The 13,854-nt window shown below is 67.5% G+C and carries 11 protein-coding genes and 1 pseudogene; 2 read left to right on the plus strand and 10 right to left on the minus strand.

Annotated elements, in window-relative coordinates:
* Positions 1 to 668: 668 nt before the first annotated feature.
* Both htpG and A3M1_RS0121655 read left to right on the plus strand, forming a co-directional pair.
* Positions 669 to 2,561: pseudogene (htpG, locus tag A3M1_RS26975) on the plus strand (molecular chaperone HtpG).
* 63 nt (positions 2,562 to 2,624) lie between these two features.
* Positions 2,625 to 3,827: a DUF763 domain-containing protein gene (locus A3M1_RS0121655; RefSeq protein ID WP_018391078.1), complete on the plus strand. Its 1,203-nt coding sequence runs from the start codon at positions 2,625 to 2,627 to the stop codon at positions 3,825 to 3,827.
* Positions 3,828 to 4,011: 184 nt separating this feature from the next.
* Here A3M1_RS0121655 and A3M1_RS0121660 read toward each other — a convergent pair whose 3' ends face one another.
* The 10 genes from A3M1_RS0121660 to A3M1_RS0121705 form a co-directional block, all read right to left on the minus strand.
* Entirely contained in the window at positions 4,012 to 4,398 is a 387-nt protein-coding gene (locus A3M1_RS0121660) for a DNA-binding transcriptional regulator (RefSeq protein ID WP_018391079.1), read from the minus strand.
* A gap of 61 nt (positions 4,399 to 4,459) precedes the next feature.
* Positions 4,460 to 5,539 (minus strand): ABC transporter ATP-binding protein, encoded by a 1,080-nt coding sequence (locus A3M1_RS0121665; protein ID WP_018391080.1) that lies wholly within the window; start codon positions 5,537 to 5,539, stop codon positions 4,460 to 4,462.
* Positions 5,536 to 6,336, minus strand: coding sequence for an ABC transporter permease (locus A3M1_RS0121670; protein WP_018391081.1), 801 nt, complete (start codon positions 6,334 to 6,336; stop codon positions 5,536 to 5,538). Before A3M1_RS0121670 ends, A3M1_RS0121665 begins: the two co-directional genes overlap by 4 nt.
* 6 nt (positions 6,337 to 6,342) lie before the next feature.
* Positions 6,343 to 7,218 (minus strand): ABC transporter permease, encoded by an 876-nt coding sequence (locus A3M1_RS0121675; RefSeq protein WP_018391082.1) that lies wholly within the window; start codon positions 7,216 to 7,218, stop codon positions 6,343 to 6,345.
* Between the two features lie 201 nt (positions 7,219 to 7,419).
* Positions 7,420 to 8,448, minus strand: a complete 1,029-nt coding sequence (locus tag A3M1_RS0121680; protein WP_018391083.1) for an ABC transporter substrate-binding protein — start codon at positions 8,446 to 8,448, stop codon at positions 7,420 to 7,422.
* A gap of 100 nt (positions 8,449 to 8,548) precedes the next feature.
* The gene (locus A3M1_RS0121685; RefSeq protein WP_018391084.1) at positions 8,549 to 8,863 is read right to left on the minus strand and encodes an NIPSNAP family protein; all 315 of its coding nucleotides are present in this window, start codon (positions 8,861 to 8,863) and stop codon (positions 8,549 to 8,551) included.
* A gap of 9 nt (positions 8,864 to 8,872) precedes the next feature.
* Positions 8,873 to 10,354 carry an aldehyde dehydrogenase gene (locus tag A3M1_RS0121690; protein WP_018391085.1) on the minus strand — a complete coding sequence of 494 codons (1,482 nt, stop codon included), beginning with the start codon at positions 10,352 to 10,354 and terminating at the stop codon, positions 8,873 to 8,875.
* A gap of 10 nt (positions 10,355 to 10,364) precedes the next feature.
* Positions 10,365 to 11,402: an LLM class flavin-dependent oxidoreductase gene (locus A3M1_RS0121695; RefSeq protein WP_018391086.1), complete on the minus strand. Its 1,038-nt coding sequence runs from the start codon at positions 11,400 to 11,402 to the stop codon at positions 10,365 to 10,367.
* Positions 11,403 to 11,424: 22 nt separating this feature from the next.
* Positions 11,425 to 13,191: an alpha/beta fold hydrolase gene (locus A3M1_RS0121700; RefSeq protein WP_018391087.1), complete on the minus strand. Its 1,767-nt coding sequence runs from the start codon at positions 13,189 to 13,191 to the stop codon at positions 11,425 to 11,427.
* On the minus strand, positions 13,184 to 13,822 hold the full coding sequence (locus A3M1_RS0121705; protein WP_018391088.1) for an amino acid synthesis family protein: 639 nt from the start codon (positions 13,820 to 13,822) through the stop codon (positions 13,184 to 13,186). Before A3M1_RS0121705 ends, A3M1_RS0121700 begins: the two co-directional genes overlap by 8 nt.
* Between the last annotated feature and the right edge of the window lie 32 nt (positions 13,823 to 13,854).

Below are 13,854 nucleotides of genomic sequence, written 5' to 3' on the forward strand. Positions count from 1 at the left end.
TCCTTGTCTGTTCGCGTGAGCATCGCCGTGTCGTGCCCGGATTTCTCCGCACATTCGTGGAAGAAGCCCGCAGCGACCGCGTAGTGACGCGCTATCATATGGAGAATGTCTTCCTCTGTCCCGCTCGTGTGCAGAACGGGGGGCGCTTTGTAAGCCACAATAGGGGGCGGTCGGCGAGGCAAGTCGGGCGTCCTCCCTATTGGTGTAATCGCTTACGATTCCATATCACGAGTGGCGGCTTCCGGGATCACGTTTCAGGCTACCGAACGTCCGAGATCGGGGCGCAAAGCGGACGTCGCTGAAAGGCGGCGAGGGGCAGGTATGGGTCAGGATGCGTCATAGGGCTATAGCGAACACATAGTTCTCTTCTTGGTCGTTCACGGCCCGCCAGTTTCAGTTCCAAGCTGGGCACGCCGACGCCCGCCGATCTTCCGCTAGAGACCGAGTGAGGGCAAGCAGCCGCTCGCCCTTGATGACCTAGGCGGAGGACCCGACGTCGGGCGCGGCGGTCCCGCCCGAATGTCCCGTGTCGGGGTCGATTCGAGGGGCTGCGTTTGGCGCTCGGCTGCCAAAGACGCTTCAGCGTCGCCGCGGGCCATCGCGCGTCTTGATCTCTGGCGCCGGTGTCGCCATCTCAGGCGCCTCGTTCATCCATGTGACGGTTCGCCATGACCACCGAGACCTTTGAGAGCCGCCCTTTCGAGGCCGACGTTTCCCGTCTGCTGCACATGATGGTGCATTCGGTCTATTCCGACCGCGACGTGTTCCTGCGGGAACTGATCTCGAACGCCGCCGATGCCTGCGAAAAGCTGCGCTATGAGGCGATTACCCTCCCCGAACTGCTGGGCGCCGACGCCGGGCTCGCCATCACCCTCTCGGCTGATCCGGAGGCCGGCACGCTAACCATCGCCGATAGCGGCATGAGCATGAGCCGGGATGAAATGATCGAGGCGCTCGGCACCATCGCCCGCTCCGGCACGCGCAGCTTCATCGATCGCATCGCCTCGGCCGAGAGCCAAGGAAGCGGTAAGGAGGGCGCCCAGCTCATCGGCCAGTTCGGCGTCGGCTTCTATTCCGCGTTCATGGTTGCCGCGAAGGTGGATGTGGTCAGCCGCCGCGCCGGCAGCGACGAGGCGTGGCTCTGGTCCTCGGACGGCAAAGGCGAATTCTCCGTCGCGCCGGTCGCCCTCGACGCAGCCCCCGCACGGGGGACGCGGGTCGTGCTCCATCTCACCGACGACGCCAAGAGCTATGCCGAGCGCTGGACGCTGGAGCGCATCGTCAAGGAACAGTCCGGCCACGTGCCGGTGCCCATCCGCTTCATCGAGAAGCCCGGTGCGGATGCGGCCGCGCTGTCGGACGGCGCCGCGCTGTGGACCCGCGCCAAATCCGAGATCACGGCGCAGGAATACACCGACTTCTACCGCAGCGTCGCGGGGCAATATGACGAGCCGGCGCTCACCGTGCATTTCCGCGCCGAGGGCCGGCATTAATACACCGCGCTGGCCTTTGTGCCGGGCGCGCGCCCGTTCGACCTGTTCGACGCCGACCGCAAGGGTCGGATCAAGCTCTATGTGAAGCGCGTCTTCATCACCGACGACGCCGAGCTTCTGCCGCGCTATCTTCGCTTCGTGCGCGGCCTGGTCGACAGCGCCGACCTGCCGCTCAACGTCTCGCGCGAAATGATCCAGGACAGCCCGCTGCTCGGCGCGATCCGCAAGGGGCTCACCAACCGCGTGATCGCGGATCTCGCCAAGCTCACCGAGCAGGATGCGGAAGCGTTCGGCAGGGTGTGGGAGAATTTCGGCGCGGTCATCAAGGAGGGCCTCTATGAGGATTTCGAGCGCCGCGAGCAGCTCTTAAACCTCGCCCGCTTCAAGACCACCGCCTCCGGCGAGGGCACGCGCAGCCTCAAGGACTATGTTGCGGGACTGAAGGAGAACCAAACCGCGATTTACATCATTACCGGTGACGACGCGGCTCGCATCGCGAGTTCGCCGCATCTGGAAGGCTTCCGCGCACGCGGCATCGAGGTGCTGCTCCTCGCCGATCCGGTCGATGCGTTCTGGGTAGCGGGAGGGCTCGACTACGAGGGCAAGCCGTTCCGATCGGTGACACAGGGCAGTGCCGATCTCGGCCTTATTCCGCTCCTCGACAAGGACACGCCGCCCTCGGTCGGGGCCAGCGCGGAGGTCAGCGGGCTCATCGCCGAAATGAAGGAGCTGCTGGGCGCGGAAGTGGCCGATGTGCGGGCCTCTGACCGCCTCACCGACAGTGCCGTGTGCCTCGTTGCCGCCGAGAATGGACCGGACAGGCAATATGAGCGCTTCCTCGCGGCGTCGGGTCGACTTGGCAGCGCGGCCAAGCCGATCCTCGAAGTGAACCCCACACACGCCATGATCATCGGCCTCGCCGGCAATACCGACGACGCCACCCGGGCGGATGTCGCGCATCTTCTGCTCGACACGGCCCACGTGCTCGACGGCGAGCGGCCGGCCGACGCGACCGCGTTCTCGCAACGGCTGTTCCGGCTGATGACACGCGGGATCGGCACCGCCTGAGCCGGCGCCGCCGTCCGCTGACGGTGCTTCCGGCCACCTCGCGCGTGGGCTATTGAGAGAGCCATGTCCCGTCGCACCGGAAGCGCCGATCTGCCCCTTCACACCGGCCGTGTGCCGCCCTGGCTGGCGGAGCGCATGACCAAGCTTGGCGCGGTGATCAGTGAGGCCATCGTGCATCACTATGGCCGCGACGAATTCCTGCGCCGGATGGCGCATCCGTTCTGGTTCCAGTCCTTCGGCGCCGTCATGGGCATGGACTGGCACTCCTCCGGCATCACCACGAGCGTCATCGGCGCGCTCAAGCGCGGCCTGCAGCCGCTCGAGGGCGAGCTGGGCATCCATGTCTGCGGCGGGCGCGGCCGGCATTCGCGCAAGACGCCGCAGGAACTGATGGCCTTCGGCGAACGCACAGGCTGCGACGGCGAGGCCCTGGGCCGAGCAAGCCGCCTTGTCGCCAAGATCGACAGCGCCGCCGTGCAGGACGGGTTCGATCTCTATCTGCACGGCTTCATCGTCACCGATGACGGGCACTGGGTGGTGGTACAGCAGGGAATGAACGACGCGCGCGGGCAGGCGCGGCGCTACCATTGGCTTTCGGAAGGGCTGAAGAGTTTTCTCGACGACCCCCATGCCGCCGTCGACGGCCCGCATCAGGGCGACATCGTCAACCTCGCCGATGCCCGCGCCGCGCCCTCCCGCAGCGGGCAGCTGGACCTGCTGGAACATCTCGGACCGGACGCGATCGCCCGCACCTTTGCGGGGCTGGACGGCGCGAAGGTGCAGAAGGCGGCGCCCGCAAGCGACCAACTCGAACTGCCACACCTCGTCATGCCGGCGCATCACGATGTGCGCGCGAAGGACGTGGTGCTGCCGCGCCTGCAGGCGGCGCTCGCCGCAGCCACTGATCGCGGGCCGCAGGACTTTGCCGAACTGCTGCTGGTGCCGGGCGTCGGCGCACGCACGGTCGAGGCGCTCGCCCTGGTGGCGGAAGTGGTCCACGGGGCGCCCTGTCGCTTCTCCGACCCCGCACGCTTTTCCTATGCGCATGGCGGCAAGGACCGCCATCCCTTCCCGGTGCCGCTAAGGGTCTATGATCACACCATCGACGTGATGAAATCAGCGGTGCGCAAGGCGAAGCTCGGCCAGTCCGAGGAGCTTGCCGCAATCCGCCGGCTCGACGACCAGACGCGCCAGCTGGAGCGTTTCGCTGGAGGGCGCAGCTGGGATGAGATTGTCGAGGACGAGAGGCGGACATCGGGGAGCTGACGCGCTACGCGCTCGCGCGGCAGGCGATCCAGATGGAACAGGACATACTCCGCGAGAATGTCGGCATTCAGGACCCGGGTCAGGAAGCCTTTCGCGGGTTCGCACGCGACAAACAACGCCTCGGAGGAGCCGACATCGACCTCAGCTGCCGCCTTGACCGATCCATCGGGTCAGACAGCCGCACTCACTCCGGCACGGTTAGCGGCAGGCCGATCACAAGCTCGTCGGCGACGAAGCGCTCGACCCGGCCGGGCAGATAAAACACATCGGAAACAAGGTCGTGCTCCGCGACCGTCCAATGTGGGTCGCTATCCCTTCGCTGAACCCACACGAAACGTGAAACCGGCTGATCCGCCTGTTCATTATTGCGCAGTGATTGGCTGTCCGCCTCTGACGGCAGGCCACCGGCCTCGATAATGGCGCCGAGCTGGGCGGCGACGCTGTCCGGAATCACTTTCGCGCCCGTGCTCCAGCGGCGCACCGTGCGGATATCGACGCCGATGAGCTTGGCGATGCGCGCTGGCGTCGCGTTGAGCTTTTCGAGGGCGTCCTGAAATTCTTCGGCTGTCATGTCCCGGCAATAGCAGGAGCGAAACGGACTGGCTATGGCCCGCTCAGCCGGGGCGTCAATCTCACTGACTGAAAAGTCGTGCGTCCGCCGCCTCCCAGTGCAACCGCATGCGGGCGCCGATGGTGACGTCGTCCGGTCGCACACGGCTGGCGGGAATTCGCACATTGACGCTGGCGCCCCAGCCGGTGGCGAAAACAAAATGGTAGGTCTCGCCGATAAAGGTCGCGTCGGAGAGGACGGCGTCGATACCCGGTCCCGCCGGCTTCCCGAGAGCCGAAAGGTGCAGGCGGTCGGGGCGGATCATCAGCCCGGCGCGGGCACCGGCGACGGCGGCGCCGTGCAGGGAGATGCCGCTCAGGGTTCCGCCATCCGGCAGCACGATGTCGGCGCTCTCGCCTTCGCTGCGGGTGATGGTGCAGTCGATGAAGTTGGAATGACCAATGAAATCAGCGACAAAGCGCGTGCGCGGCGCGTCGTAGAGTTCCCGGCCTTTGCCGAGTTGTTCGATGCGGCCCTGGTTGAACAGGGCAATGCGATCGGAAAGACTCAGCGCTTCTTCCTGGTCGTGGGTGACATAGAGGATGGTCACGCCGGTCTGACGGTGGATGCGGCGGATCTCGTCCTGGATTTCCTCCCGCAGTTTCTTGTCGAGCGCCGAGAGCGGCTCGTCCATCAACAGCAACGGTGGGTTGTAGGCGAGCGCCCGGGCCAGCGCGACACGCTGCTGCTGGCCGCCGGAGAGCTGGGCCGGCATCCGGTCGGCGAAGGTCTCCAGCCGCACCAGCGCCAGCATCTCCTCGACCTTGCGGGCGATCTTGGCCGCCGGCCACCGGCGCACGCGCAGGGGGAAGGCGACGTTCTCGGCGACGGAGAGGTGCGGGAACAGCGTGTAGCGCTGGAACACCATGCCGATGTTCCGCTTGTTCGAGGGCTCGGCGAGGATGCTGCGCCCCTCCAGCCGCACATCGCCGCCCGTCGGCTCGAAGAAGCCGGCGATCATGTAGAGCGTCGTGCTCTTGCCCGAGCCGGAGGGCCCGAGAAAAGTGACGAACTCGCCGCGCGCGATCTCAAGCGAAACGTCATTGACGGCGGCAACCTTGCCGAACGTCTTGGAAATATTGCTTATTTCCAAAAAGGTCATGAGCGGGCGTCCTTGCGGAAGAAGGCGGCAAGCGCCATGAGGGCCGCGGTCAGGGCGATCAGCAGCGTCGAAACCGCGGCGATAACAGGCGAGAGATCCTGGCGCAGCGTGCCGAAGATCCGCACGGGCAGGGTCTGGAGATCGGGGCTCGCCATGAAGATGGCGATCACCACCTCGTCCCAGGAGGCGAGGAAGGAAAAGATCGCCGCGCTCACCAGACCCAGCCGGATGCCCGGCAGGGTGACTCGGATCTTGGCTTCCAGCGGGCTCGCGCCGCAGACGATGGCGGCGGTCTCGATATCGCGGTCAAACCGTTCCAGCGCATTGGAAATCGCGATGATTGAGAAGGGCAGGGCGATCACCAGATGCGCCAAAACAAAGCCCAGAAACGTGCCGTTGAGATGCAGCCGCAGGAAGAAGGCGTAGAGCGCGACCGCGAGCACCACCACCGGCAGGATCATCGGGGTCAGGAACAACGCCCGCAGCGCCTGCCGGCCGCGAAACGTGCCGCGCGTCAGGCCGAAGGAGGCCATCAGTCCGATCAGCACCGACAGCACCGTCACCACCACCGCGATCTGGAAGCTGGTGAGGAAGGAGGCGATCCATTCGGGATCCTCGAACAGGTCCTCATACCAGCGCAGCGTCCAGCCGGGCGGCGGGAATTGCAACCATTGCGAGGAGCCGAAGGACAAGGCGACGATCAGCAGGATCGGCAGCAGCAGATAGGCCCCGACCAGCAGGGCGATGGCGATCAGGGCGACCCGCCAGGGGCCGAGACGGGCGAAATCAAGCAGCATGGCGCGCTAGCTCCTCGCCTGGCCGAAGCCGAAAAAGCGTAGCTGCACCATGTAGATGGCGAGCGTGATCACCAGCAGCACCAGCGCCGCCGCCCCCGCCAGACCCCAGTCGAGCAGCGATTGCACCAGCTGGGCTATCAGCTCCGCCAGCATCATGTTCGAGGTGCCGCCAAGCAGGGCCGGGGTGATGAAATAGCCGAGCGACATGACGAAGACCATCAGCGCGCCGGCGGCGATGCCGGAGGCGGTGAGGGGGAGCATGACGCGGGTGAAAGCCTGCCAGCGGCTGGCGCCGCAGAGGGCGGCGGCCTGGAAAATGGCGGGGTCGATGGAACGGATGGTGGCGTGCAGCGGCAGGATCATGAAGGGCAGCATGATGTAGGTCATGCCGATGGTAACGCCGGCCAGATTGTTGATCAGCGGCAGCGGCTCGGAAATCAGGCCGAGATCCATCAGCGTGCGGTTGATGATGCCGGTCCGCTGGAGCAGCACCATCCAGGCATAGGTGCGGGCGAGAAGGTTGGTCCACATCGACAGGATGACGATGGCGAACAGCAGTCGTGACCAGAAAGACGGCGCGATCGCCAGGAACCAAGCCACTGGAAAACCAAGGAGAACCGTCGCGATCGTCACCGTTCCCGCGACCAGGAAGGTGTTGCCCAGCACTTTGAGATAGGTCGTCGAGGCGAAAAAGGCGGCGTAGTTCTGCAGCCCCGGCTCGGGTTCCAGCACGCTGCGCAGCAGCAGGGCCAGCACCGGAATCACGAACACCACCACAACCAGAGCGAGCGCCGGCAGGACAGGCGCGAAGCCCCGGCCCCGCCGCCGGCTGGCGGCGAGGACGGGTGAGGGGGTGGCAATCGGCACGTCGGTCACGGTCATGAGGGCTCGATCACGGCGGTTCGATGAGTGCAGTGAGGTGGACGATCAGGCCGATGAGGCCAAAGAGGCCAACGCGACCGGGTGCGGCGCCCCGCCTCCGCACCCGGTCGCGCTCTCCTCCGTGGGAAGCGCGGACGGGCAGATGTCGTGCGGCGCGCGCCAGCGCGACTTACCGGTCGCCGGCGTGCCGGGAACTCCCGGTCACTCCGCCTGCCAGGCGTACCAGCGCTTGCCGATCTCGTCGCGATGGGCGGCCCAGTAGCCCATGTCGAGATTGATCTGCGAGCCGGTGTGCTGGTCGGGCAGGTTAGCGGCGACGTCCTTCGGCATCAGCGCGGCGGACTTCACATTGACCGGCGCATAGCCGCTCTCGGTGGCGAAGCTCGCCTGCCCTTCCGGGCTGGTCGCCTCGGCGATGAACTTCATCGCCGCTTCCTTGTTCTTCGCGCCCTTGGGCACGACCAGCATGTCGGCGGCGGTCAGGTTCTGCTCCCAGGACAGGTCGACCTTCTCGCCGCTCTGCTGCAGCGCGAAGATGCGCCCGTTCCAGAACTGGCCGATCGGCGCCTCGCCGGAGGCGAGCAGCTGCTGCGACTGCGCGCCGGTGCCCCACCAGACAATGTCCTTCTTGATGCTGTCGAGCTTCTTGAAGGCGCGGTCGAGGTCGAGCGGGTAGAGCTTGTCGGCGGCCACGCCGTCCGCCAGCAGGGCGATCTCCAGCACGCCCGGCGCCGACCATTTGTAGAAGGTGCGCTTGCCGGGGAAGGCCTTGGTGTCGAACACATCCGCCCAGCTCTTCGGCGCCTTGCCCTTCAGGCTCGCCGGGTTGAAGCCGAGCACGAAGGAATAATAGAAGCTGCCGACCGCATGGTCGGTGACGAAGCGCGGGTCGATCTCGTCGCGCTTGACGATGGAAAAGTCGATCGGCTCGATCAGCCCGTCCTTGGCGGCGGCGGCGGCGAAATCGGCTTCCACATCCACCACGTCCCAGGAGACGTTGCCGCTCTCGACCATGGCTTTCAGCTTGCCATAGTCGGTCGGGCCATCCTGCTTGACAGTGATGCCGGTTTCCTTGGTGAAGGGCACGGCCCAGCTCTTCTTCTGGGCGTCCTGGGTGGTGCCGCCCCAGCTGGTGAAGACGATGGAGCCCGACTGCGCCATGGCGGCGCCGGCGAGGCCGGCGGCGAGGGCGAGGGCGGCGACCCCGAGGGCTCGTGATGTGCGCGACATGATAGTCCCCTTTGGTTGGCGTTCGGTGTGGAAGGCGGCGCGTTGGGCGCTCGGACTTTTTGCGTCGCGGCGAGGAGCGGGGCCTCAAGGCTCCCCTCCGTCAGTCCAGCGGCGAGAAGGCGGTGGGCAGGAGAATCTTGTTCTCCATGGTCTCGATCAGCGCCTGGATCTTCGGCAGGAAGGCGAGCCAGGCGGGATCGGCGTTCAGCCGCGCGCGGCGGGCGGCGCGGTCATCCAGGCTGGCATAGGCCCAGATGTGGACGATCTCGTTCAGCGGACCGATCTCGCTGGTGAAATAGCCGACCAACTGGCCGAGATGGCTCTTCTGCAAAGCGATGCCTTCCTCGGCCACCAGCTTCACATAGGCCGGGACGGCGCCGGTCTTCAGGCGGTAGGTACGCATCTCGTAGAGCATGGCTTGGCCTCAGCGCATCACGAAGGGATCGGCGATCGGCTCGTCTGATGTGCGCAGCCAGACCGATTTGGTGCGGGTGTAGTCGCGGATCGATTCCGCCCCGCCCTCGCGCCCGAGGCCGGACAGGCCATAGCCGCCGAAGGGCACGATGGGCGAGACCGCGCGGTAGGTGTTGACCCAGACGATGCCGGCGCGCAGCTTTCGGATCAGCCTATGGGCGCGGGTGAGATCGCGGGTGAACACGCCGGCGGCGAGGCCGAACGGGCTGTCATTGGCTTTACTGAGCGCGTCCACCTCGCCCTCGAAGCTGATGACGCTGAGCACCGGGCCGAACAGCTCCTCCGCCGCGCAGGGCACTTCATTGCCGGCGCAGGCGAGGATGGTGGGGGCGTAGTAATTGCCCGAGGCAAACCCCTCCGCCCGCGTGCCGCCGGTGACGAGGGTGGCCCCCGCCGCGAGGCTGGCGGCGACGACCTGTTCGATATGGGCGCGCTGGCGAGCGGTGGCGAGCGGGCCCATCTCGGTCGCCGGGTCCTGCGGGTCGCCGATGCGGATGCGGCGGGCCTTCTCAATGAGGATGGCCAGCAGCTTCTCGCGCACGCTCTCCTCGACGAAGAGGCGGGAGCCGGCGACGCAGCTCTGGCCGGAGGCCGCAAAAATGCCGGCCACCACCGCATTGGCGGCGCTCTCCAGATCGGCATCGGCGAACACCAGCACCGGCGACTTGCCGCCGAGTTCCAGCGTCGTGAAAGCGAGGTTTTCCGCCGTGTTGCGCACCACATGGCGCGCGGTCGCCGGGCCGCCGGTGAAGGCGACGCGGGAGACGAGCCGGTGCGCGGTGAGCGTCTTGCCGCATTCCTCGCCGAAGCCGGTGATTATGTTGACCACGCCGGGGGGAAAGCCCGCCTCATGCACCAGCCGGGCGAAGGCGAGCAGCGGGGCGGGGCCTTCCTCGGAGGCTTTCAGCACCACGGTGCAACCCGCCGCCAGCGCCGGGCCGAGCTTTACCGCCGAGAGGAAGAGCTGCGAGTTCCACGGCACCACGGCGGCGACGACGCCGATCGGCTCGCGCCGCAGCCAGGCTTCCATATCCGGCTTGTCGACGGGCAGATGGGCGCCCTCGACCTTGTCGGCGAGGCCGCCGAAATAGCGATAATACTCCGCGACATAGCCGATCTGCGCCCGCGTCTCGCGGATGATCTTGCCGGTGTCGCGGGTCTCCAGCTCCGCCAGTTCCTGCGCATGCGCGGCGACGAGATCGCCGAGCCGCATCAAGAGCTTGCCGCGCGCGGTGGCGGTGAGGTTTGCCCATTCCGGCGCGTCAAAAGCGCGGTAGGCGGCTTCCACCGCGCGGTTCACGTCGGCGCTGGTGGCGGCCGGCATCACCGCCCAGGGCTGGCCGGTGGAGGGATCGAGGCTCTCGAAACTCGCCCCGCCGGTGACGAAGGCGCCGTCGATATAGAGCCGGAAATCGTCGCGCAGGGCGGTCATCGGCTCACCCTCACGCGAAAGCCGGCAGGACGTGGCGGATGAAGCGGTCCAGCGACTTCGCCTTGCGCTGATGGCTGATGCCGGCGTCGATCCACAGCGCGAACTGGTCGAAGCCGAGCGCCTCATAACCCTTCAGCCGGGCGATCACCTCCTCGGGCTCGCCGATGACGAGATTCTTGCGCACGACCTCCGGGGCGAAGTGCGGGACGGCGGCCCGCTCTTCCGGGGACAGCGGCGCCATGATCGCCTGATGGATCGGCCGCTTATTGGCGAACCAGGCGCCGAACAGCCCGTACCAGGCGGAAAGATCGTCCGCGAGTTGGTCGGCCTCAGCAGGCGACTCCGCCACAAAACAGTGCTGCAGCAGCATGATCTTCGGGCGCGGCACCTGCTTGTGGTCGGCGACGGCGGTGTTGAAGCGCTCCATCAGGCTCACCACCTCGCCATCGCCTGAGGCGAGCGGCGTCACCTGCACATTGCAGCCATTGGCGACGGCAAAGGCGTGGCTGTTGGGGTCCCGCGCGGCGATCCAGATCGGCGGGCCGCCTTCCTGCACCGGCAGCGGCGAGGCGGTGGAGGTGGGGAAGCTCCAGAACTGGCCCTCATGGGCATAGTCGCCCTCCCACAGCTTCTGCACCGCCGGCACCAGCTCGCGCATGCGCAGCCCGGCGCCCATGGCGTCGAGGCCGGGCAGCAGGCGCTCATATTCAAAGCTGTAGGCGCCGCGCGCCACGCCGAGATCGAGCCGGCCCTCGCAGGCGATGTCCATCATCGCCGCCTCGCCGGCCAGCCGGATCGGGTGCCAGAACGGGGCGATCACATTGCCGGTGCCGAGGCGGATGGTCTTGGTCTTCGCCGCGAGATGGGCGAGCTGGATGAAGGGGTTGGGGGCGATGGTGAAGTCCATCGCGTGGTGCTCGCCGATCCACACCGTCTCGAAGCCCGCGCCCTCGGCGGTGAGCGCCAGCTCCTCCAGCTCGGCGAACAGCCTCGCATGGGGAATGGCGGGATCGGTGCGCTCCATATGGACGAAAAGGGAGAACTTCATGAGGGTGATCCCGGTTCTGGTCTCAGCCGTGGGGGGCGGCGGCGAGCGGGTGAATCTGACCGCGCTCGGCATCGCCGACATAGATACCGAACGCATCCTCGCGCCGCTCGCGCAGATAGCGCGCCAGCATGGAGCGGGTGGCCTCGTCCGGCAGGCGGGCGAGGTCGACCGCCTCCAGCGGCACGAGGCGGGCACCGGCCTCCGGGCGCGGCGTGCCTTCATATCCGCCGCGATAATAGATCGAGACCGTGGGCGGGGCCGAGCCTTCGCCCGGGGTCTCGAACACCGCGAACAGGAAGCCGAGCCGGCCCTCGACGCCGAGCCGGGCCAGCGCGCCCCGCAGGCTGCGCGGATTGGTGGCCGACTCCAGGCAGGTGCCGGCGGGAAGGTCGAGCCCGCCCGTGCCGTCCTCGACCAGCAGCAGCGCGCCGTCCTGTTCCAGAAGGGCGCCGACGCGGGCCGGCTCGTCGCGCTTGGCCAGCGCCTGCTGGCCGAGCGAGACATCGACATAGGCGCCGCGGCAATAGCCGAGCGGGGCGACATCGCGCGTGCCGAAGCCGCTGACATGGCCGATCAGGATCACATGGTCGCCGGCTTCCACCACCTCGTGCCTGCGGCAATCGAACCACGCCGCCGCGCCTGAGATGACCGGGCTGCCGGCCGGGCCGAGCTGCCAGGGCGCGCCGGAAAACTTGTCCGGCGACTTGGAGGCGAACAGGGCCGAAACGTCCTTCTGCTCCGCCGCCAGAACCGAGACGGCGAAGTTTTCCGCCGCTGAGAACACCGGGAAGCTCGACGCGGTTTTCGCCAGGCACACCAGGATGAGCGGGGGATCGAGCGAGACGGAGGAGAAGGAATTGGCGGTGAAGCCGCGCATCTCGCCGGCCGCGTTGCGCGTCGTCACGACCGTGACGCCGGTGAGGAAGGCACCGAGCGCTTGGCGGAAGGCTTTTGCGTCGAAGGGCGCGGCCGATGCATCGATGAAGGTGAGAAGCCGTGCGTTCACGGCGTCCGGGTGGGTCAGCGTCATCATGTGGCGGGCGCCTGCCAGCACCTCGGCGCGGCCCTGCGGGGCCAGCATGGCCATCGCCTGCGACATGGCGGGGGTCGAATTGCCGTCGCCATCGGCGGTCATGAACAAAGCCGGCAGGGCGAGGCTGGAGAGCCGGTCGCGATGGGCGGCGTCGGAGGCGGCGAACAGCGCATAGGTGCGGGCATAGCCGACCGGATCACCCGCCGCGAGGAGCGCCGTCACCTGCGCCGCGCTCGCCTCCAGTTCCGGCGGCACCGGCGCGCCGAACCAGCGGGCGACGGCGGCGGCGTGCGAGGCGGCCCGGCCTTCCGCGTCCAGCGCGCCGGCGCGGGCGGTGACGATGGCGCGCTGTTCCGGCGTGCGGCAGAAAACGGCGTTGAGCGCGGCGACGGCGCGCACCCGGGCAGGATGCGCCAGCGCCGTCTCCAGCGCCACCAGCGCGCCCATGGAATGGCCGACCAGCGCGGCCGAGGCCAGGCCCAGCCCATCCATCAGGGCGATGACGTGATCGGCATAGTCGGAGAGGCGTGCGTCTGCCGGCGGCAGGCTGGAGCCGCCATGGCCGGGCATGTCGAGCGCGATCACGTCATGGCCCTCGGCCAGCGCCGCGATCTGCGGGCCCCACACCTCGCTCGCCATGCCGACGCCATGGATCAGCACCACAACAGGCGCGCCCACCACGCCGGCGCGGCGATAGGCAACCTGCGCGAGGGCGCCGTCGCGGCCGGCATAGGCGAGGGTGCGAACCTCAGCCATGGGAGGAATCCGCGCCGGCGGCGTCGAGGCCCGGGGCGGTGTCCAGCCCCTGGGTGGAGCCGAGGTCCTTGAGGTCCTGATAGCGGTCGCCAATGCGGTGATGCGGGCGCCCGCCAATGGAGGCGCCGAGCGCGACCACGATCTCGTCGGGCGCCGGGGCGTCGTTGATGGCGAACTGGATGGTGAGGTAGTGCGAGCGGCGCCCCTCATCCAGCTTGTCCATCAGCGGAATGGCGATGGCGGCATTCGGCCCGCCGCGCGTGTTGGTGAAAGCGAGATAGCTCTTGGCGCCCACCGCCTTGCGGTAGTGATTACCGAAGCGCAGCGTGTGGATCAGCGCCGAGGCGTGTTCCACCTCGCCCGAGGTGCCGACGATCGCCGCCTTGCCATAGCCCTCCACCGTCTCGCCCGAGCCGGCCATGCGGAGGATTTCCTCGGTCAGCAGCGCGCCGAGCTGGGGGGCGATGTCGTGAATCTCCGGCTTGAGATCCTCGACGAAGCCGCGCCCGGCCCACGGATTGGTGAGCACGGCCGCCGCCGCATAGAGGCGCAGCGGCGTGGGGGCGGCGCGCCCGCCCTCGATGAAGGTGGTCTCGGCATAGGTGACGAGCTTGCGCAGCTGCAACGGCATGATCTGTCTCACGAAAGACGGGCTGAGCGGTG

It is taken from the genome of Ancylobacter sp. FA202 (assembly GCF_000380205.1).
In the GTDB taxonomy this organism is placed as follows: Bacteria; Pseudomonadota; Alphaproteobacteria; order Rhizobiales; family Xanthobacteraceae; genus Ancylobacter.